This is a genomic window from Pseudomonas sp. Root329 (genome assembly GCF_001424925.1).
Classification (GTDB): Bacteria; Pseudomonadota; Gammaproteobacteria; order Pseudomonadales; family Pseudomonadaceae; genus Aquipseudomonas; species Aquipseudomonas arabinosi.
On the sequence record NZ_LMCV01000026.1, the window covers coordinates 39,621 to 60,309 of the forward strand.

Below are 20,689 nucleotides of genomic sequence, written 5' to 3' on the forward strand. Positions count from 1 at the left end.
TTAAAAGGAGGCGCAATTCTATAGACGGGCTACTACAGTGTCAACCCAATAAAAAAGCCCCCGCTAGGCGGGGGCTTTTTCAAGTCATCACTTATTAAGCGATGATTTTGGCTACGACGCCAGCGCCGACGGTACGACCGCCTTCACGAATAGCGAAACGCAGACCATCTTCCATTGCGATGGTTTTGATCAGGGTGACAACCATTTTGATGTTGTCGCCTGGCATTACCATTTCAACGCCTTCCGGCAGTTCGCAGTTACCGGTCACGTCAGTGGTCCGGAAGTAGAACTGTGGACGGTAGCCTTTGAAGAACGGAGTGTGGCGACCGCCTTCTTCTTTGCTCAACACGTACACTTCAGCTTCGAAGGTAGTGTGCGGCTTAACCGAACCTGGCTTGACCAGAACCTGGCCACGCTCAACGTCGTCACGCTTGGTGCCGCGCAGCAGCACGCCGCAGTTCTCGCCAGCACGACCTTCGTCGAGCAGCTTACGGAACATTTCAACACCGGTGCAGGTGGTGACGGTAGTGTCACGCAGACCAACGATTTCCAGTGGATCCTGAACCTTGACGATACCGCGCTCGATACGGCCAGTTACAACAGTACCGCGACCGGAGATCGAGAATACGTCTTCGATTGGCATCAGGAACGGCTTGTCGATAACACGAACTGGATCCGGAATGTAGCTGTCCAGAGTTTCTACCAGGCGCTTAACAGCGGTGGTACCCATTTCGTTGTCGTCTTGGCCGTTCAGAGCCATCAGAGCCGAACCGATGATGATCGGAGTGTCGTCACCTGGGAAGTCGTAAGTGCTCAGCAGATCGCGCACTTCCATCTCAACCAGTTCCAGCAGCTCAGCGTCGTCAACCATGTCAGCCTTGTTCAGGAAGACAACGATGTACGGAACGCCAACCTGACGGGACAGCAGGATGTGCTCACGGGTTTGCGGCATCGGACCATCAGCGGCCGAGCAAACCAGGATAGCGCCGTCCATTTGAGCAGCACCGGTGATCATGTTCTTCACATAGTCAGCGTGACCTGGGCAGTCAACGTGAGCGTAGTGACGGATCAGCGAGTTGTATTCAACGTGTGCGGTGTTGATGGTGATACCACGAGCCTTTTCTTCCGGAGCGCTGTCGATTTTGTCGAAAGCAACAACGGCCGAACCGAAGATTTCGGAGCAGACGCGAGTCAGAGCAGCGGTCAGCGTGGTTTTACCGTGGTCGACGTGACCGATGGTGCCAACGTTGACGTGCGGGAGGGTACGGTCAAATTTTTCTTTAGCCACGACAATTAACTCCTAGCCTAAAGGGGCTGAATCAGCCTTGTTTTTTGGTAACAGTTTCGACGATATGCGACGGAGCTGTATTGTATTTTTTGAATTCCATAGAGTAGCTTGCGCGACCTTGGGACATGGAACGAACGTCGGTTGCGTAACCGAACATCTCACCCAGCGGAACCTCGGCGCGAATCACTTTGCCGGAAACCGTGTCTTCCATACCCAGGATCATGCCGCGACGACGGTTAAGGTCGCCCATCACGTCACCCATATAGTCTTCAGGCGTAACAACCTCTACCGCCATGATCGGCTCAAGCAACTCACCACCGCCCTTCTGGGCCAGTTGCTTGGTCGCCATGGAAGCAGCCACCTTAAACGCCATCTCGTTGGAGTCGACGTCGTGGTAGGAACCATCAAACACGGTAGCCTTCAGGCCGATCAGCGGATAGCCGGCAACAACGCCGTTCTTCATCTGCTCTTCGATACCCTTCTGGATAGCCGGGATGTATTCCTTAGGAACCACACCACCCACTACTTCGTTCAGGAATTGCAGACCTTCCTGACCTTCGTCAGCAGGAGCAAAACGAATCCAGCAGTGACCGAACTGGCCACGACCGCCGGATTGGCGAACGAACTTGCCTTCAATTTCGCAGCTCTTCGTGATGCGCTCACGGTACGAAACTTGAGGCTTACCGATGTTGGCTTCGACGTTGAACTCACGGCGCATCCGGTCAACCAGGATGTCCAGGTGCAACTCGCCCATGCCGGAGATGATCGTTTGACCAGTCTCTTCATCAGTCTTGACGCGGAAAGATGGATCTTCCTGAGCAAGCTTGCCCAGAGCGATACCCATTTTTTCCTGGTCGTCCTTGGTCTTAGGCTCTACGGCAACCGAAATAACCGGCTCCGGGAAGTCCATGCGAACCAGGATGATTGGCTTGTCAGCGTTGCACAAAGTTTCACCAGTGGTGACGTCCTTCATGCCGATCAAGGCCGCGATGTCACCAGCGCGTACTTCCTTGATTTCTTCACGGGCGTTTGCGTGCATTTGCACCATACGACCCACACGCTCTTTCTTGCCTTTAACCGAGTTGATCACGCCGTCGCCGGAAGCCAACACGCCCGAGTAAACTCGAACAAAGGTCAAGGTACCCACGAATGGGTCGGTAGCGATCTTGAACGCCAGAGCCGAGAACGGCTCGCTGTCGTCTGCGTGACGCTCCATTTCCTGGGTCTCGTCATCAGGGTCAGTACCCTTGATGGCAGGAATGTCGCTTGGAGCAGGCAGGTAGTCGATAACGGCGTCGAGAACCAGGGGAACACCCTTGTTCTTGAAGGAAGAACCGCAAACAGCCAAGACGATCTCACCAGCGATAGTACGCTGACGCAGAGCAGCCTTGATTTCCTCATTGGTGAGTTCTTCACCTTCGAGGTACTTGTTCATCAGCTCTTCGCTGGCTTCAGCCGCAGCTTCAACCATGTTGCCGCGCCATTCGTCAGCCAGTTCCTGCAGTTCAGCAGGGATAGGCTTGCGAACTGGAACCATGCCTTTGTCAGCGTCATTCCAGTAAACAGCTTCCATAGCCATCAGATCGATCTGACCCTGGAAGTTGTCTTCGGAACCGATAGCCAACTGGATTGGCACCGGGGTGTGACCCAGACGCTGCTTGATCTGACCGATCACGCGCAGGAAGTTCGCACCAGCACGGTCCATCTTGTTTACGTAAACAAGACGTGGAACGCCGTATTTGTTGGCTTGACGCCATACGGTTTCCGACTGAGGCTCAACGCCCGAGGTGCCGCAGAACACAACGACCGCGCCATCGAGTACACGCAGGGAACGTTCAACTTCAATAGTGAAGTCAACGTGGCCCGGGGTATCAATAACGTTAAAGCGGTATTGGTCCTTGTGCTGCTTCTCGGAACCCTGCCAGAAGGCGGTAATAGCAGCAGAAGTAATGGTAATACCACGCTCCTGCTCCTGCACCATCCAGTCTGTGGTCGCGGCGCCGTCATGCACCTCGCCCATCTTGTGACTTTTGCCAGTGTAAAAAAGGACGCGCTCGGTGGTGGTGGTTTTACCAGCATCCACGTGAGCAACGATACCAATGTTACGGTAGCGATTAATCGGTGTAGTACGAGCCATAAAGCCCTCGCAAAATTAGTGACGCTAAAATTAGAAGCGGTAGTGCGAGAAAGCCTTGTTGGCTTCAGCCATACGGTGCACGTCTTCACGCTTCTTAACTGCAGCACCTTTACCTTCGGCAGCGTCCAACAGTTCGCCAGCCAAACGCAGAGCCATAGACTTCTCGCCGCGCTTACGGGCGAAGTCTACCAACCAGCGCATTGCCAGGGCGTTACGACGGGACGGACGAACTTCAACCGGAACCTGGTAAGTAGCACCGCCTACACGGCGCGACTTTACTTCGACCAGCGGAGCGATGGCGTCGAGAGCTTTCTCGAAGATTTCCAGGGGGTCGCTGTTCTTGCGTTCTTTAACCTTCTCCAGCGCGCCATAAACGATACGCTCGGCAACGGCTTTCTTGCCGCTTTCCATAACGTGGTTCATGAACTTGGCCAGGATTTGGCTTCCGTATTTTGGATCGTCAAGCACTTCGCGCTTGGCTGCTACGCGTCTTCTTGGCATGGATAAGCCCTCAAACGGTCTTCAGGTTCGCTCGGAATCGGTGCCCTTTCGGGACGCCTCCGACCTTACTCTTATCGACTCAGAAAAATAGAAAATCAGTTTTTACAAAAAGCCACTACTACTTAGGCTTCTTGGTACCGTACTTCGAGCGACCCTGGTTACGACCTTTAACGCCGGAAGTATCCAAAGAACCGCGTACGGTGTGGTAACGAACACCTGGCAAGTCTTTTACACGACCGCCGCGGATCAGTACCACGCTGTGCTCTTGCAGGTTGTGGCCTTCACCGCCGATGTACGAGGAAACCTCGAAACCGTTGGTCAGACGCACACGGCATACTTTACGCAGTGCCGAGTTAGGTTTTTTCGGCGTGGTGGTATACACACGGGTGCATACGCCACGACGTTGCGGGCAGTTCTGCAGCGCAGGCACGTCGGATTTCTCGACGATACGCTTACGCGGCTGACGTACCAGCTGGTTGATAGTTGCCATCTACTAGCTCCACTGTTGTCTTGCGACGCTATTGTCTTGCAAGAAAAGCAAAATGGCAGGAACGAATTCCCGCCAAATTTAGGGGTACAAGAGTCTAAAGAGGATCTTGCCCCCAGTCAAGGCAAGGCCCCGACCTCCTCACTCATCCAACCTCGACAAATTGTCTCGATTCGATGAACGGAATGGCCAGGGCCTTACGCTCATTTACCGCAGAACTCAGTTACCGCTCGAGTTCAGCGCTTCGGTCAGTGCAGCTTCCACTTCACTGGCGCTTACGCGCAACGGTTTGTCAGCATCACGGCGGCGTTTGCGCTCGCTGTGATAAGCCAGACCGGTACCAGCCGGGATCAGACGACCCACGACCACGTTTTCTTTCAGGCCGCGCAGGTAATCGCGCTTGCCGGTTACCGCCGCTTCGGTCAGTACGCGAGTGGTTTCCTGGAAGGAAGCCGCCGAGATGAACGATTCGGTGGACAACGACGCCTTGGTGATACCCAGCAGCACGCGAGTGAACTTGGAAACGAATTTCTCGTCGCCAGCCAAACGCTCGTTCTCTACCAGAACGTGAGTCAACTCCATCTGGTCGCCCTTGATGAAAGTCGAGTCGCCGGATTCAGCGATTTCAACCTTACGCAACATCTGACGCAGGATGGTCTCGATGTGCTTATCGTTGATCTTCACGCCTTGCAGACGATAAACGTCCTGGATCTCGTTCACGATGTACTTGGCCAGCGCACTCACACCCAGCAGACGCAGGATGTCGTGTGGATCGCTCGGGCCGTCGGAGATAACTTCGCCGCGGTTTACCTGTTCGCCTTCGAAGACGTTCAGGTGACGCCACTTAGGAATCAGCTCTTCGTACGGATCGGTACCGTCGTTCGGGGTGATAACCAGACGGCGCTTGCCTTTGGTCTCTTTACCAAACGCGATGGTGCCGCTGACTTCAGCCAGAATCGAGGCTTCTTTCGGACGACGTGCTTCGAACAAGTCGGCAACACGTGGCAGACCACCGGTGATGTCACGGGTCTTCGAAGTCTCTTGCGGGATACGAGCGATAACGTCACCGATCGCAATCTTCGCACCGTCCGCTACACCAACCAGGGCGTTAGCAGGCAGGAAGTACTGAGCAATTACGTCGGTACCCGGCAGCAAGAGATCCTTGCCGTTGTCATCAACCATCTTCACAGCAGGACGGATATCTTTACCGGCAGCTGGACGGTCTTTGGCGTCGAGTACTTCAATGTTGGTCATACCGGTCAATTCGTCAGTCTGACGCTTGATCGTGATGCCTTCTTCCATGCCCACGTAGGTCACGGTACCTTTCATTTCGGTAACGATTGGGTGAGTGTGCGGATCCCACTTGGCCACGATTGCGCCAGCGTCGACCTTGTCACCTTCTTTAACCGAAATCACAGCACCGTACGGCAGCTTGTAACGCTCGCGCTCACGACCGAAGTCATCCGCGATTGCCAGCTCACCGGAACGGGACACAGCAACCAGGCAACCATCCACTCGCTCAACGTGCTTCAGGTTGTGCAGACGGACGGTACCGCCATTCTTCACCTGAACGCTGTCGGCCGCGGAGGTCCGGCTTGCCGCACCACCGATGTGGAACGTACGCATGGTCAGCTGGGTACCCGGCTCACCGATGGACTGGGCAGCGATAACGCCGACCGCTTCACCGATGTTCACCTGGTGACCACGAGCCAAGTCACGGCCGTAGCACTTGGCACAAATGCCGTAGCGGGTTTCGCAGCTGATCGGCGAACGCACGATCACTTCGTCGATGCTGTTCAGCTCGATGAACTCGACCCACTTCTCGTCTACCAGCGTGCCGGCAGGAACGATGATTTCTTCGGTACCTGGCTTGAACACGTCACGGGCAATAACACGACCCAATACGCGCTCACCCAGCGGCTCAACAACGTCACCGCCCTCAATATGCGGAGTCATTACCAGGCCATGCTCGGTGCCGCAATCGATCTCGGTTACTACCAGATCCTGCGCCACGTCTACCAGACGACGAGTCAGGTAACCGGAGTTCGCAGTTTTCAACGCGGTATCCGCCAAACCTTTACGAGCACCGTGAGTGGAGATGAAGTACTGAAGTACGCTCAAACCTTCACGGAAGTTCGCAGTAATCGGCGTTTCGATGATGGAACCATCCGGCTTGGCCATCAGGCCACGCATACCGGCGAGCTGACGGATCTGCGCAGCAGAACCCCGTGCGCCCGAGTCGGCCATCATGTACATCGAGTTGAAGGACTCTTGGTCGACTTCGACGCCATGGCGGTCGATGACTTTCTCTTTCGAGAGGTTGGCCATCATCGCCTTGGAAACTTCGTCGTTCGCCTTGGACCAAAGGTCGATCACTTTGTTGTACTTCTCGCCCTGGGTTACCAGGCCGGAGGCGTACTGACTTTCGATCTCTTTCACTTCATCAGTAGCAGCATTGATGATGCGGGCTTTTTCATCCGGGATAACGAAGTCGTTAACACCGATGGAAACGCCGGAAATGGTCGAATAGGCAAAACCGGTGTACATCAACTGGTCAGCGAAGATCACGGTCTCTTTCAAACCAACCACGCGGTAGCACTGGTTGATCAGCTTGGAGATCGCCTTTTTCTTCATCGGCTGGTTGACGACGTCGTACGACAGGCCAGGTGGAACAACCTGGAACAACAGCGCACGGCCGACAGTGGTGTCGACGATACGAGTGCCGCTCACGCTGCCGCCATCACGGTCGTTGACGGTTTCGTTGATCCGCACTTTGACTTTAGCGTGCAGTGCGGCTTCGCCGGCACGGAACACACGGTCAACTTCTTGCAGATCCGCAAACACACGACCTTCGCCCTTGGCGTTGATCGCTTCACGAGTCATGTAGTACAGACCCAATACAACGTCCTGCGACGGAACGATGATTGGCTCACCGTTGGCTGGCGACAGAATGTTGTTGGTCGACATCATCAACGCACGCGCTTCCAACTGGGCTTCCAGTGTCAGCGGTACGTGCACGGCCATTTGGTCGCCGTCGAAGTCGGCGTTGTACGCAGCACAGACCAACGGGTGCAGCTGGATAGCCTTACCTTCGATCAGTACCGGTTCAAACGCCTGGATACCCAGACGGTGAAGGGTCGGTGCACGGTTGAGGAGAACCGGGTGTTCACGGATCACTTCAGCGAGAACGTCCCAAACCTCTGGCAGCTCGCGCTCGACCATCTTCTTGGCAGCTTTGATGGTGGTCGCGAGACCACGCATTTCCAGCTTGCCGAAAATGAACGGCTTGAACAGCTCGAGAGCCATCTTCTTCGGCAGACCGCACTGGTGCAGACGCAGAGTCGGACCTACGGTAATTACCGAACGACCGGAGTAGTCAACACGCTTACCGAGCAAGTTCTGACGGAAACGACCTTGTTTACCCTTGATCATGTCAGCCAGGGATTTCAGAGGACGCTTGTTGGAACCGGTGATAGCGCGGCCACGACGACCGTTATCGAGCAGTGCGTCGACAGCTTCCTGCAACATACGCTTTTCGTTGCGCACGATGATGTCCGGAGCGGACAGATCAAGCAGGCGCTTCAAGCGGTTGTTACGGTTGATCACTCGACGATACAGATCGTTGAGGTCGGAAGTCGCGAAGCGACCGCCATCCAGCGGGACCAGTGGACGCAGATCTGGCGGCAGAACCGGCAGAACGGTCAGCACCATCCATTCTGGAAGGTTGCCGGAACCCTGGAAGGCTTCCATCAACTTCAGACGCTTGGACAGCTTCTTGATTTTGGTTTCGGAGTTGGTTTGCGGAATTTCTTCACGCAGACGGCCAATCTCGTGCTCCAGGTCGATAGCGTGCAGCAGTTCACGGACAGCTTCGGCACCCATGCGGGCATCGAAATCGTCGCCGAACTCTTCCAGCGCTTCGAAGTACTGCTCATCGTTGAGCAGCTGACCTTTTTCAAGGGTGGTCATGCCTGGATCGATAACGACATAGCTCTCGAAGTAGAGAACGCGTTCGATATCACGCAGGGTCATGTCCATCAGCAAGCCGATACGCGACGGCAGCGATTTCAGGAACCAGATGTGGGCAACTGGCGAGGCCAGTTCGATGTGCGCCATGCGCTCACGACGAACTTTGGCCAGCGCGACTTCAACGCCGCACTTCTCGCAGATCACACCGCGGTGCTTCAAGCGCTTGTACTTACCGCACAGGCACTCGTAATCCTTTACCGGGCCAAAGATCTTGGCGCAGAACAGGCCGTCACGCTCAGGTTTGAACGTACGGTAGTTGATGGTTTCCGGCTTTTTAACTTCACCGAACGACCACGAACGGATCATCTCAGGCGATGCCAATCCAATACGGATGGCGTCGAACTCTTCGACTTGACCCTGGTTTTTCAGCAAATTCAGTAGGTCTTTCAAGGCCTTTCCTCCTGGCGGAGCAGAGAGCGGGCAATCCTGCCCCGCTCTCGATTCGCGTCACGTGTTATTCGGTTTCCAGATCGATATCGATGCCGAGGGAACGAATTTCCTTGATCAACACGTTGAAGGACTCGGGCATGCCCGGCTCCATACGGTGATCGCCATCCACGATGTTTTTGTACATCTTGGTACGGCCGTTCACATCGTCCGACTTCACTGTGAGCATTTCTTGCAGAGTGTAAGCAGCACCGTATGCTTCCAGTGCCCAGACCTCCATCTCCCCGAAACGCTGACCACCGAACTGCGCCTTACCACCCAGCGGCTGCTGAGTAACCAGGCTGTACGAACCGGTAGAACGAGCGTGCATCTTGTCGTCTACCAAGTGGTTCAGCTTCAGCATGTACATGTAGCCAACAGTAACCGGGCGCTCGAACTTGTTGCCGGTACGGCCGTCGGTCAGCTGCATCTGGCCGCTTTCTGGCAGGTCTGCCAGTTTCAGCATGGCCTTGATTTCGCTTTCCTTGGCGCCGTCGAACACTGGAGTGGCCATTGGAACGCCGCCACGCAGGTTCTTCGCCAGATCCAGGATTTCCTGGTCGGAGAAGCTATCCAGATCTTCGTTACGACCGCCGATCTGGTTGTAGATCTCGTCCAGGAATTTACGAAGCTCAGCGACTTTGCGCTGCTCTTCGATCATCCGGTTGATCTTCTCGCCCAAGCCTTTAGCCGCGAGGCCCAGGTGGGTTTCAAGGATCTGACCAACGTTCATACGCGAAGGTACGCCCAACGGGTTGAGGACGACGTCGACCGGGGTGCCATTGGCATCGTGCGGCATGTCTTCAACCGGCATGATCACGGAGACCACACCTTTGTTACCGTGACGACCGGCCATCTTGTCGCCCGGCTGGATGCGGCGACGGATTGCCAGGTAAACCTTGACGATTTTCAGCACGCCTGGAGCCAGGTCATCGCCCTGCTGCAGTTTGCGCTTCTTGTCTTCGAACTTGTCGTCCAGCAGACGGCGGCGATCAACGATGTAGGCCTGAGCCTTCTCGAGCTGCTCGTTCAGAGCATCTTCAGCCATGCGCAGTTTGAACCACTGACCATGCTCAAGACCGTCGAGAACTTCGTCGGTGATTTCCTGACCTTTCTTCAGACCGGCGCCGCCTTCGGCTTTGCGGCCGACCAGAGCGGAACGCAGACGTTCGAAAGTAGCGCCTTCAACGATACGGAACTCTTCGTTCAGGTCCTTGCGGATCTCGTCGAGTTGAGTCTTCTCGATCGACAGTGCACGAGCATCACGCTCAACGCCGTCGCGGGTGAAGACCTGTACGTCGATGACGGTACCCTTGGTGCCGGTAGGCACGCGCAGGGAGGTGTCTTTAACGTCGCTGGCTTTTTCACCGAAGATGGCACGCAGCAGTTTTTCTTCCGGAGTCAGCTGGGTCTCGCCTTTCGGAGTGACCTTACCAACCAGGATGTCGCCTGCGCCAACTTCAGCACCTACGTAAACGATACCGGCTTCGTCCAGCTTGTTCAGTGCAGCTTCACCCACGTTCGGGATGTCTGCAGTGATTTCCTCTGGCCCAAGCTTGGTGTCACGTGCCACACAGGTCAGTTCCTGAATGTGGATCGTGGTAAAGCGATCTTCTTGAACAACTCGTTCCGACAGGCAGATGGAGTCTTCGAAGTTGTAACCGTTCCAGGCCATGAACGCGATGCGCATGTTCTGACCCAGCGCCAGTTCACCCATGTCGGTGGACGGGCCGTCAGCCATGATGTCGCTACGCTGAACCCGATCACCTTTACGCACCAGCGGACGCTGGTTGATGCAGGTGTTCTGGTTGGAGCGGGTGTATTTGGTCAGGTTGTAGATGTCGACACCAGCTTCACCGGTTTCAACTTCATCATCAGCAACACGAACCACGATACGGCTGGCGTCGACGGAATCGATAACGCCACCACGACGAGCCACGACGCAAACGCCGGAGTCACGAGCTACGTTACGCTCCATGCCAGTACCGACCAGCGGCTTGTCAGCGCGCAGGGTTGGTACAGCTTGACGCTGCATGTTCGAACCCATCAACGCACGGTTGGCGTCATCGTGCTCGAGGAACGGGATCAGCGACGCTGCAACCGAAACTACCTGCTTCGGAGAAACGTCCATCAAGGTGACGTCTTCCGGCGCCTTGACGGTGAACTCGTTCAAGTGACGAACAGCTACCAGCTCGTCGATCAGCATTTTCTTGTCGTTCATCGTGGCCGAAGCCTGAGCGATCACGTGATCAGCTTCTTCGATGGCGGACAGGAACACGATCTCGTCGGTGACCAGAGCGTCTTTCACCACACGGTACGGGCTCTCGAGGAAGCCGTACTGGTTGGTGCGCGCATAAGCTGCCAGGGAGTTGATCAGACCGATGTTCGGACCTTCCGGCGTTTCAATCGGGCATACACGACCGTAGTGAGTCGGGTGTACGTCACGAACTTCAAAGCCAGCACGCTCACGAGTCAAACCGCCAGGGCCGAGTGCAGAAACACGACGCTTGTGGGTGATCTCGGACAGCGGGTTGTTCTGGTCCATGAACTGGGAAAGCTGGCTGGAACCGAAGAACTCTTTCACCGCCGCAGCCACTGGCTTGGCGTTGATCAGGTCTTGCGGCATCAGGCCTTCGCTTTCAGCCATCGACAGACGCTCTTTGACCGCACGCTCAACACGTACCAGGCCAACGCGGAACTGGTTCTCGGCCATTTCGCCTACGCAGCGAACACGACGGTTACCCAAGTGGTCGATGTCATCGACGATGCCTTTGCCGTTACGGATGTCGACCAGAGTCTTCAGCACCGCAACGATGTCTTCCTTGCACAACACGCCCGAACCTTCGATCTCGGTACGACCGATACGACGGTTGAACTTCATCCGGCCGACCGCAGACAGGTCATAGCGCTCAGGGCTGAAGAACAGGTTGTTGAACAGAGTCTCGGCAGCGTCTTTGGTTGGCGGCTCGCCTGGACGCATCATGCGATAGATCTCGACCAGCGCTTCCAATTGGTTGCTGGTGGAGTCGATCTTCAGCGTGTCGGAGACGAACGGACCGCAGTCGATATCGTTGGTGTACAGAGTTTCGATGCGAACAACCTGGGCCTTGGCGATTTTTGCCAGGATCTCGGTGTTCAGCTCGGTGTTGCACTCAGCCAGGATTTCGCCGGTTGCCGGATGCACGATGGCCTTGGCGGTAGTGCGACCCAGGACGTAGTCCAGAGGCACTTCCAGGGTCTTGAGACCGGCTTTTTCGATCTGGTTGATGTGGCGCGCAGTAATACGACGACCAGCCTCAACGATGACCTTGCCCTTCTCGTCCTGAATATCAAGAACAGCGATTTCACCACGCAGACGCGAAGCAATCAGTTCCAGACTGAGGGTTTCGCCGCTCAGGTGGAAAACGTTGGTGGTGTAGAAAGCGTCCAGCACTTCTTCGGTGGTATAGCCGAGCGCGCGCAGCAGTACCGATGCAGGCAGCTTGCGACGACGGTCGATACGCACGAATACGCAGTCTTTCGGGTCGAACTCGAAGTCCAGCCACGAACCGCGGTAAGGAATGATACGCGCCGAGTACAACAGTTTGCCGGAGCTGTGCGTCTTGCCACGGTCGTGGTCGAAGAACACGCCCGGGGAACGGTGCAGCTGGGAAACGATTACACGCTCGGTACCGTTGATTACGAAGGTACCGTTCTCAGTCATCAGGGGGATTTCACCCATGTAGACTTCTTGCTCTTTAATGTCCTTGATCGCTTTGTTCGACGATTCTTTGTCGAAAATGATCAGGCGCACTTTTACCCGCAAAGGTACGGCATAAGTTACACCGCGCAATACGCATTCTTTGACATCAAATGCCGGTTCGCCCAGGCGATAACCGACGTACTCCAGCGCAGCATTGCCGGAGTAGCTGATGATCGGGAAAACGGATTTGAAGGCCGCATGCAGGCCCACGTCGCGGAACTGATCTTTAGTCGCTCCCGCTTGCAAGAATTCACGATACGAATCCAGCTGGATGGCCAGGAGGTACGGCACATCCATGACGTCCGGCAACTTGCTAAAGTCCTTGCGGATACGTTTTTTCTCAGTATATGAGTAAGCCATCAGCGTTCCCCAGCTTGGTCACCTGCTTGTTTGGCCTCTCCCGACGGGAGCAGCCAGAAAATCGTGCAAACCCCATGGTTTGCGCCACCGCATCGGGTGGTTACAGCTCGTTATCAGCACCGACCCAGTCGGCTGCCAATAACGGAAAAAGGCCGGTGGCAAGAGCCACCAGCCATCAGCCTTTCGCTTAACGCTCGGGCTGGAGACGCAAAGTCGATGCTTACTTCAGCTCGACTTTAGCGCCTGCTTCTTCCAGAGTGGCTTTTGCTTTGTCAGCTGCGTCTTTCGAAACAGCTTCCAGAACAACGCCAGGAGCGCCGTCAACTACAGCCTTGGCTTCTTTCAGGCCCAGACCGGTCAGTTCACGTACTGCCTTGATCACGTTAACTTTCTTCTCGCCAGCTTCCAGCAGCATGACGTTGAATTCAGTTTGTTCTTCAACAACGGCAGCGACAGCAGCTGGACCAGCGGAAGCAGCGGCAGCGGAAACGCCGAACTTCTCTTCCATGGCCTTGATCAGCTCAACGATTTCCAGAACGGATTTTTCGCCGATTGCTTCGATGATTTGGTCGTTAGTCAGAGACATGACTATAAATTCCTGTATTGGGGTGACAGCCTACGCGGCCATCGAAATAAACAATAAACGCTGAAAGGAGTCGCTCAGCCTTAGGCTGCGGCAGCTTCTTTCTGGTCGCGAAGAGCCGCCAGAGTACGAGCCAATTTGCTGGTTGCGCCTTGAATCACGCTCATCAGCTGAGAAATTGCTTCGTCACGGGTCGGCAGGCTTGCCAGTACGTCGATCTGATTAGCTGCGAGGAACTTGCCCTCGAACGCAGCTGCCTTGATCTCGAACTTATCCTGACCTTTTGCGAACTCTTTGAAGATACGAGCAGCAGCGCCCGGATGATCTTTGGAGAATGCAATCAAGGTCGGGCCGGTGAACACGTCGTTGAGCACGTCATATTGAGTGCCAGCAACGGCGCGCTTGAGCAGGGTGTTACGTACAACACGTACGTAAACGCCAGCTTCACGAGCCTCTTTACGGAGTCCGGTCATAGCGCCTACTGTTACGCCACGGGCATCAGCCACGACAGCGGACAGAGCAACTTGGGCAGCCTTGTTGACTTCAGCGACGATGGCCTTCTTGTCTTCAAGTTTAATTGCCACGGGAAAAACTCCTGCTTGTTACCGTTTCATCCAACCGAGGCCAGATGTCGTTTTGGTGTCTGATTCGGTAAGGAACCGGGAGCACCATCTGCGTAGGCTTGAGGTTTAAGACTTGCGTCGCCTACGGTCTTGGATAGCCCCCGCCAGGCAGGGACCCCAATCTTTCAATTGGCGCAATCGCTTGCGCCAACCTGTGTCTTACGCGTCGAGCGAACCTTGGTCGATGACCAGGCCTGGACCCATGGTGGTGCTCAGGGTAACGCGCTTGACGTAAATACCTTTCGAGGAAGCAGGCTTGATACGCTTCAGATCAGCGATCAGGGCTTCAACGTTTTCCTTCAGCTTGACGGCGTCGAAGCCAACCTTGCCAACGGAGGTGTGGATGATGCCGTTTTTGTCGGTGCGATAACGAACCTGACCAGCCTTGGCGTTCTTAACCGCGGTAGCTACGTCTGGCGTTACGGTGCCGACTTTAGGGTTAGGCATCAGGCCACGTGGGCCCAGGATCTGACCCAACTGACCAACAACGCGCATTGCATCCGGGGATGCGATAACTACGTCATAGTTCAGGTCGCCGCCTTTCATTTCGGCAGCCAGATCGTCCATACCTACACGGTCAGCGCCGGCAGCCAAAGCGGCCTCAGCAGCTGGACCTTGGGTGAACACAGCAACGCGAACGGTCTTGCCAGTGCCGTGTGGCAGCACAGTAGCGCTACGAACGACCTGGTCGGATTTACGCGGGTCAACGCCCAAGTTTACAGCAACGTCGAACGACTCGCTGAACTTGACGGTCGACAGCTCAGCCAGCAGAGCAGCAGCGTCTACAAAGTTGTAGGACTTGCCTGCTTCGATTTTGCCGGCGATAGCCTTTTGACGCTTGGTCAACTTAGCCATTACACACCCTCCACGTTAAGGCCCATGCTACGAGCAGAACCGGCGATAGTACGCACGGCCGCGTCCATATCAGCTGCAGTCAGATCCGCGTTTTTGGTTTTCGCGATTTCTTCCAGCTGAGCACGGGTAACGGTGCCAACCTTAACTGTGTTCGGACGAGCGGAACCGCTAGTCAGACCAGCAGCTTTCTTCAGCAGAACCGAAGCAGGTGTGGATTTGGTTTCGAAAGTGAAGCTACGGTCGCTGTAGACAGTGATGATCACTGGAGTCGGCAGACCTGGCTCAATACCCTGAGTACGGGCGTTGAAAGCCTTGCAGAATTCCATGATGTTCACGCCGTGCTGACCCAGAGCAGGACCAACAGGTGGGCTTGGGTTAGCCTGAGCGGCCTTCACTTGCAGCTTGATGTAAGCGGTAATCTTCTTGGCCATGAGGCACTCCAATTACGGGTTCGAACGCCTCGAAAGGCTCCCCGGTTACTTGCGCGTTTATCCCAGTGACGACAAAACCCCACAGCCTAGGGCTGCGGGGTTGGGATGCTTGCTCAGCTAGACTTTTTCGACCTGGCTGAACTCTAGCTCTACCGGAGTAGAGCGACCGAAAATGAGCACCGCCACTTGGATCCGGCTCTTCTCGTAGTTAACTTCTTCGACCGTGCCGGTAAAGTCGGCAAACGGACCGTCATTGACACGCACCGACTCACCTGGCTCGAACAACGTCTTCGGCTTCGGCTTGTCGCTACCATCAGCAACGCGACGCAGAATCGCTTCTGCCTCTTTATCAGTAATAGGTGCAGGTTTATCCGCAGTACCGCCGATAAAGCCCATCACCCGAGGAGTATCCTTGACCAAGTGCCAAGTACCCTCATTCATATCCATCTGAACCAGCACATAACCTGGGAAGAACTTGCGCTCGCTTTTGCGTTTCTGGCCATTACGCATTTCAACCACTTCTTCAGTGGGAACCAGAATTTCGCCGAAGCCATCTTCCATGCCAGCCAGCTTTACGCGCTCTACCAACGAGCGCATGACATGCTTCTCGTAACCGGAGTAAGCATGCACAACGTACCAACGCTTAGCCACGGGACACCCTTAGCCGACAATCAAGGAAACAAGCCAGCCGAGCAGGGAATCAAGCCCCCACAACAGCAACGCCATAACCAGAACAACAGCCACAACAATCAACGTGGTCTGCGTGGTTTCTTGGCGAGTTGGCCATACGACTTTACGAATCTCGGTGCGAGCTTCCTTAACCAGTACAAAGAAAGACTTGCCCTTGACCGTCTGCAGGCCTACAAAGGCAGCTACAGCAGCAATGGCGAGCAAAGCAAGTACGCGGTACAGGATCGGCGAAGCAGAGTAATACTGATTGCCAACAACGCCAACAACCACCAAAGCAACTACTACTAGCCACTTGAGTAGATCGAAGCGAGAGCCTTGAGCTTCAGCTTTAGGAGTCATCTATGAAGATCCTGTGAAAAGAAAGCCAGACACACCAAGTGAATCTGGCAGGTCAGGAGGGAATCGAACCCCCAACCTACGGTTTTGGAGACCGTCGCTCTGCCAATTGAGCTACTGACCTAAAACAAAATCAGGCCGACCATTATGCCGGCCCGAAAAAGACATTACAACAATTTACTCGATAACCTTAGCAACGACACCAGCGCCGACGGTACGACCGCCTTCACGAATGGCGAAACGCAGACCATCTTCCATTGCGATGGTTTTGATCAGAGTGACCGTCATTTGGACGTTATCACCTGGCATCACCATTTCAACGCCTTCCGGCAGTTCGCAGTTACCGGTCACGTCGGTGGTCCGGAAGTAGAACTGTGGACGGTAGCCTTTGAAGAATGGCGTATGACGACCACCCTCTTCCTTGCTCAAAACGTAAACTTCAGCAGTGAACTTGGTATGCGGCTTGACAGTGCCCGGCTTAACCAGAACCTGGCCACGCTCAACATCATCACGCTTGGTACCACGCAGCAACACGCCGCAGTTCTCGCCAGCACGACCTTCGTCGAGCAGCTTGCGGAACATCTCAACACCAGTGCAAGTAGTTTTGACAGTGTCACGAAGACCAACAATCTCAACCTCTTCCTGAATGCGGACAATGCCACGCTCAACACGACCAGTCACAACAGTACCGCGACCGGAGATCGAGAAAACATCCTCGATCGGCATCAGGAACGGCTTATCAATAGCACGCTCAGGCTGCGGAATGTAGCTATCCAGAGTCTCGACCAACTTCTTGACGGCAGTAGTGCCCATCTCGTTGTCGTCTTGACCATTCAGCGCCATCAGCGCCGAACCAATGATGATCGGAGTGTCATCACCTGGGAAATCATAAGTGCTCAGCAGGTCGCGCACTTCCATCTCAACCAGCTCCAGCAGCTCAGCATCATCGACCATGTCAGCCTTGTTCAGGAAGACAACGATGTACGGAACGCCAACCTGGCGAGACAGAAGGATATGCTCACGGGTTTGCGGCATCGGACCATCAGCGGCCGAGCAAACCAGAATCGCACCATCCATCTGAGCAGCACCGGTAATCATGTTTTTTACGTAGTCAGCGTGACCTGGACAGTCAACATGTGCGTAGTGACGCACGGCCGAATCGTACTCAACGTGAGCGGTGTTGATGGTAATACCACGAGCTTTTTCTTCAGGGGCGCTATCGATCTTGTCGAAGTCAACCTTTGCCGAACCGAAAACCTCGGAGCAGACGCGAGTCAAAGCAGCAGTCAGAGTTGTTTTACCGTGATCGACGTGACCAATGGTACCAACGTTGACGTGCGGCTTATTACGTTCGAACTTTTCCTTAGCCATCAAAACCACCCCTAGGAGAAGAATTAAGCAGGTCAAACAAGCCATTAAAACAAAGGCAGATATTTTCATATCTGCCTTGTTATATGGAGCTCTTGAGCGGATTTGAACCGCTGACCTCACCCTTACCAAGGGTGTGCTCTACCAACTGAGCTACAAGAGCGTAACGCTATGCAGGATCTGCAAACTTGGAGCGGGTAGCGGGAATCGAACCCGCATCATCAGCTTGGAAGGCTGAGGTTCTACCACTAAACTATACCCGCGAGCTTGCAGCTCTCGCTAAAAATGGTGGAGGGGGAAGGATTCGAACCTTCGAAGTCGTAGACGTCAGATTTACAGTCTGATCCCTTTGGCCGCTCGGGAACCCCTCCTAAGCGAGCCGGCATTCTATATCATGCCAGCCTTCTGTCAAGCATTTTCTCATTAAAAACCTGAGGTTAGCTGCGTTGACATCACTTTGCGGTGTTAACCGTTAAAGGTCTTCACTGCGAAGCGGGCGCCATTCTATGCAAACTATTCGGCGGGTGCAACCCCCTCGCACGGCATTATTTTATGTTTTAACTCATTGAATTCTCTAGAAAGGTTTTTCAGCTGCGAATCATCCAGCCAACGCCGGCTTTCTGGTGCCACACGCACCCAGTAACCATCAGAGTCGGCGGGAGGCCTCAGCAAGGACTCAAACTTGATTTCCATGCCGCTCAATCGCCGCTCAACCGCCTGAGCTGCCTCCTGACGAGTAAAACCGCCAAGATAGAGGCATCCATCGTCTGCCTGGGTAGGCTTTCCTTTATCACGAGCCGCGTCAGTCGTTTCACTCAACAAGCGAATATCCTGCTGCGAACCCCTATATAAATTCAAAGGGGTTACATCCTTCGCACGCAGAGGAGCCTCTTGCTGGTGCCAGACGTAATAGAACACATTGAGAACAAGCAGCAGCAGAAACAACCAACGCATAAAAACCTCACGACAAGGGACACGCCATAGCCAAACCTACAAACACCAGATCAGGAACCACCCTGGCCTCAGGCACGATCTCGGAAACCAGGTCTGCATCTCCTCCAGTGAGGAACACAGCAAAATCATCTCCCCAATAGCTATGCGCCAACTCTAGCTGCGTCAGGACAAAGCCTCTCAGCATCAATGAGCATCCCCGCTCGACAGCTTCGACAGTTGTCCGACCAGGAACAAGACTTTCCAGAGCGCGCTCGGCGGCTAGATCGCCATAACGAATTCTACGGGTGTGGGTACGCAATTGGTTTCGCATCAGAGGCATTCCCGGGCATATAAATCCTCCGAGGTGCTCTCCATCCCTAGAGATGAAGTCCGCAGTAACAGCCGTACCAAAATCAAGCACAAGGCACGCACCCGAAGCCAGTTGGAATCCCCCAAGCATCGCCAGCCAACGGTCGAGCCCTAACCGCTCGAACTCCTCATAGCCATTACGAACTCCGGACATCTCGCGGGATGGCGCTGCACATACCACCGACACACCAAAAGCTTCTGTCAGCAGAGAAATCAGTGCACTGGTCTCTTCTGCGGTCCTGACACTGACCAACCGGCAAAACTTGAGAGCGAGACCCTTGAGCGCTTTTAAGCTCTCCAACAAAGCGAGATCCGAATCAACGACGCCCTCGCCAATCACCCGCCGAACATCCGCGTCGAGCACACGCCACTTGATAAAACTGTTTCCGCAGTCGAGCTCAAGAATCATCACGCAACCTCAGACTGAGCTCACCACCACTAAAGACTTTTTCCACACCACCCACCTTCAAGCGCAGAGCACCCTGACTATCAATACCCAGCACTTCGCCATCTATATGGTTAACACCTGCGATCAACGACACGGCCCGTCCCTGCCAGAGATGATTTTGCTCCCACTCTGCCTGGATAGCTGAAAATCCGTCGGCTTGATGACGAGACAGATATGCCTGGAGCATCGAACCCAATTCCCCGACCAAGTGATTTCGATCAAACACCTTGCCCGACTCTAGCCGCATGGACGTCCACTGCTGATCTACCTCATCGGTAATCTGCATATTCACATTAATTCCCACACCCAGCACAACGTGACACACATCAGCAGGGTCTCCCACCAGCTCGAGCAATATCCCGGCGATCTTCTTCTGACCAACCAGAACATCGTTGGGCCACTTCAATCCAGCCCCCGAAATACCAAGCTCACGCAGGGCCTGCATGACGGCGAGCCCAACAACAAGACTCAAGCCTTCCAGCTGACGCATTCCACCTTCAATACGCAGCACGAGGCTGTAATAGATGTTTTCCGCAAATGGACTCGCCCATTTACGTCCACGCCGCCCGCGCCCCGCAGTTTGCCGTTCGGCAAGCACCAGAAAGGGTGCCGCCTGCCCCCGCTCTATGGCGCGCAAAGCCTCGGCATTAGTAGAATCAATTGAATCGAAAACCAGGATGGGCCAATCACAAGAAGGCGCCTGCTCTCTTATCTCGACAGGATCAAGCAGCGTCAATGGCGCAGCCAGTTGATAGCCGCGACCCCGCACCTTATGAATGGATAATCCCAGCTCAGCTTCTAAATGCTGAAGCTGCTTCCAAACGGCACTACGACTGACACCCAAGGCGACGCCCAAGGCCTGACCCGAATGAAATCGGCCATCTTTAAGAAGCTTTAACAATGTCAGCATGCAAGTCTCGCCTCACAATGAGGCCCGCATGATAGCCATGCCCCGCGCCATTGCATAGAAACCCTACAGGGCAGTTTTCCTGCGGACAAAACAAAACCCCTACCTGCATACGCAGATAGGGGTTTCGGAATTTAATCTTGACGATGACCTACTCTCACATGGGGAAACCCCAC

16 protein-coding genes and 4 tRNA genes are annotated in these 20,689 nt (G+C 54.7%); all 20 read right to left on the reverse strand.

Annotated features, from left to right (window positions below; all coding sequences use genetic code 11):
- Positions 1 to 94: 94 nt before the first annotated feature.
- Positions 95 to 1,288: an elongation factor Tu gene (gene tuf, locus ASC74_RS20090; RefSeq protein WP_046047317.1), complete on the reverse strand. Its 1,194-nt coding sequence runs from the start codon at positions 1,286 to 1,288 to the stop codon at positions 95 to 97.
- 31 nt (positions 1,289 to 1,319) lie between these two features.
- A complete protein-coding gene (gene fusA, locus ASC74_RS20095) occupies positions 1,320 to 3,425 on the reverse strand; it encodes an elongation factor G (protein WP_056743438.1) in 2,106 nt (701 codons plus the stop codon).
- Positions 3,426 to 3,455: 30 nt separating this feature from the next.
- Positions 3,456 to 3,926: a 30S ribosomal protein S7 gene (gene rpsG, locus ASC74_RS20100; protein ID WP_002555493.1), complete on the reverse strand. Its 471-nt coding sequence runs from the start codon at positions 3,924 to 3,926 to the stop codon at positions 3,456 to 3,458.
- Positions 3,927 to 4,044: 118 nt separating this feature from the next.
- The gene (gene rpsL / locus ASC74_RS20105) at positions 4,045 to 4,416 is read right to left on the reverse strand and encodes a 30S ribosomal protein S12 (protein WP_002555494.1); all 372 of its coding nucleotides are present in this window, start codon (positions 4,414 to 4,416) and stop codon (positions 4,045 to 4,047) included.
- Positions 4,417 to 4,632: 216 nt separating this feature from the next.
- Positions 4,633 to 8,832 (reverse strand): DNA-directed RNA polymerase subunit beta', encoded by a 4,200-nt coding sequence (gene rpoC, locus ASC74_RS20110; RefSeq protein ID WP_046047315.1) that lies wholly within the window; start codon positions 8,830 to 8,832, stop codon positions 4,633 to 4,635.
- 64 nt (positions 8,833 to 8,896) lie between these two features.
- Positions 8,897 to 12,970, reverse strand: coding sequence for a DNA-directed RNA polymerase subunit beta (gene rpoB, locus ASC74_RS20115; RefSeq protein ID WP_056743440.1), 4,074 nt, complete (start codon positions 12,968 to 12,970; stop codon positions 8,897 to 8,899).
- Positions 12,971 to 13,190: 220 nt separating this feature from the next.
- Positions 13,191 to 13,556 (reverse strand): 50S ribosomal protein L7/L12, encoded by a 366-nt coding sequence (gene rplL / locus ASC74_RS20120; RefSeq protein ID WP_008145490.1) that lies wholly within the window; start codon positions 13,554 to 13,556, stop codon positions 13,191 to 13,193.
- A gap of 80 nt (positions 13,557 to 13,636) precedes the next feature.
- Positions 13,637 to 14,137, reverse strand: a complete 501-nt coding sequence (rplJ, locus tag ASC74_RS20125; protein ID WP_008145489.1) for a 50S ribosomal protein L10 — start codon at positions 14,135 to 14,137, stop codon at positions 13,637 to 13,639.
- A 198-nt stretch (positions 14,138 to 14,335) separates the two neighbouring features.
- Complete coding sequence (gene rplA, locus ASC74_RS20130; protein WP_007896626.1) at positions 14,336 to 15,031, reverse strand: 50S ribosomal protein L1; 696 nt, start codon at positions 15,029 to 15,031, stop codon at positions 14,336 to 14,338.
- Positions 15,031 to 15,462, reverse strand: a complete 432-nt coding sequence (rplK, locus tag ASC74_RS20135) for a 50S ribosomal protein L11 (protein WP_003210097.1) — start codon at positions 15,460 to 15,462, stop codon at positions 15,031 to 15,033. Before rplK ends, rplA begins: the two co-directional genes overlap by 1 nt.
- Positions 15,463 to 15,579: 117 nt before the next feature.
- A complete protein-coding gene (gene nusG, locus ASC74_RS20140) occupies positions 15,580 to 16,113 on the reverse strand; it encodes a transcription termination/antitermination protein NusG (protein WP_007896622.1) in 534 nt (177 codons plus the stop codon).
- A 9-nt stretch (positions 16,114 to 16,122) separates the two neighbouring features.
- Complete coding sequence (secE, locus tag ASC74_RS20145) at positions 16,123 to 16,491, reverse strand: preprotein translocase subunit SecE (RefSeq protein WP_008145488.1); 369 nt, start codon at positions 16,489 to 16,491, stop codon at positions 16,123 to 16,125.
- A 45-nt stretch (positions 16,492 to 16,536) separates the two neighbouring features.
- Positions 16,537 to 16,612, reverse strand: a tRNA-Trp gene (locus tag ASC74_RS20150).
- A gap of 53 nt (positions 16,613 to 16,665) precedes the next feature.
- Positions 16,666 to 17,859 carry an elongation factor Tu gene (tuf, locus tag ASC74_RS20155; RefSeq protein ID WP_007896619.1) on the reverse strand — a complete coding sequence of 398 codons (1,194 nt, stop codon included), beginning with the start codon at positions 17,857 to 17,859 and terminating at the stop codon, positions 16,666 to 16,668.
- Between the two features lie 84 nt (positions 17,860 to 17,943).
- Positions 17,944 to 18,019 (reverse strand) — tRNA-Thr (locus ASC74_RS20160).
- A 26-nt stretch (positions 18,020 to 18,045) separates the two neighbouring features.
- Positions 18,046 to 18,119, reverse strand: a tRNA-Gly gene (locus ASC74_RS20165).
- Between the two features lie 23 nt (positions 18,120 to 18,142).
- Positions 18,143 to 18,227 (reverse strand) — tRNA-Tyr (locus tag ASC74_RS20170).
- Between the two features lie 142 nt (positions 18,228 to 18,369).
- Positions 18,370 to 18,810: a hypothetical protein gene (locus ASC74_RS20175; protein WP_056743442.1), complete on the reverse strand. Its 441-nt coding sequence runs from the start codon at positions 18,808 to 18,810 to the stop codon at positions 18,370 to 18,372.
- A gap of 7 nt (positions 18,811 to 18,817) precedes the next feature.
- The gene (locus tag ASC74_RS20180; RefSeq protein WP_056743444.1) at positions 18,818 to 19,567 is read right to left on the reverse strand and encodes a pantothenate kinase; all 750 of its coding nucleotides are present in this window, start codon (positions 19,565 to 19,567) and stop codon (positions 18,818 to 18,820) included.
- Positions 19,557 to 20,516 carry a bifunctional biotin--[acetyl-CoA-carboxylase] ligase/biotin operon repressor BirA gene (birA, locus tag ASC74_RS20185; RefSeq protein WP_056743445.1) on the reverse strand — a complete coding sequence of 320 codons (960 nt, stop codon included), beginning with the start codon at positions 20,514 to 20,516 and terminating at the stop codon, positions 19,557 to 19,559. The genes ASC74_RS20180 and birA overlap by 11 nt, the downstream gene beginning before the upstream one ends.
- Between the last annotated feature and the right edge of the window lie 173 nt (positions 20,517 to 20,689).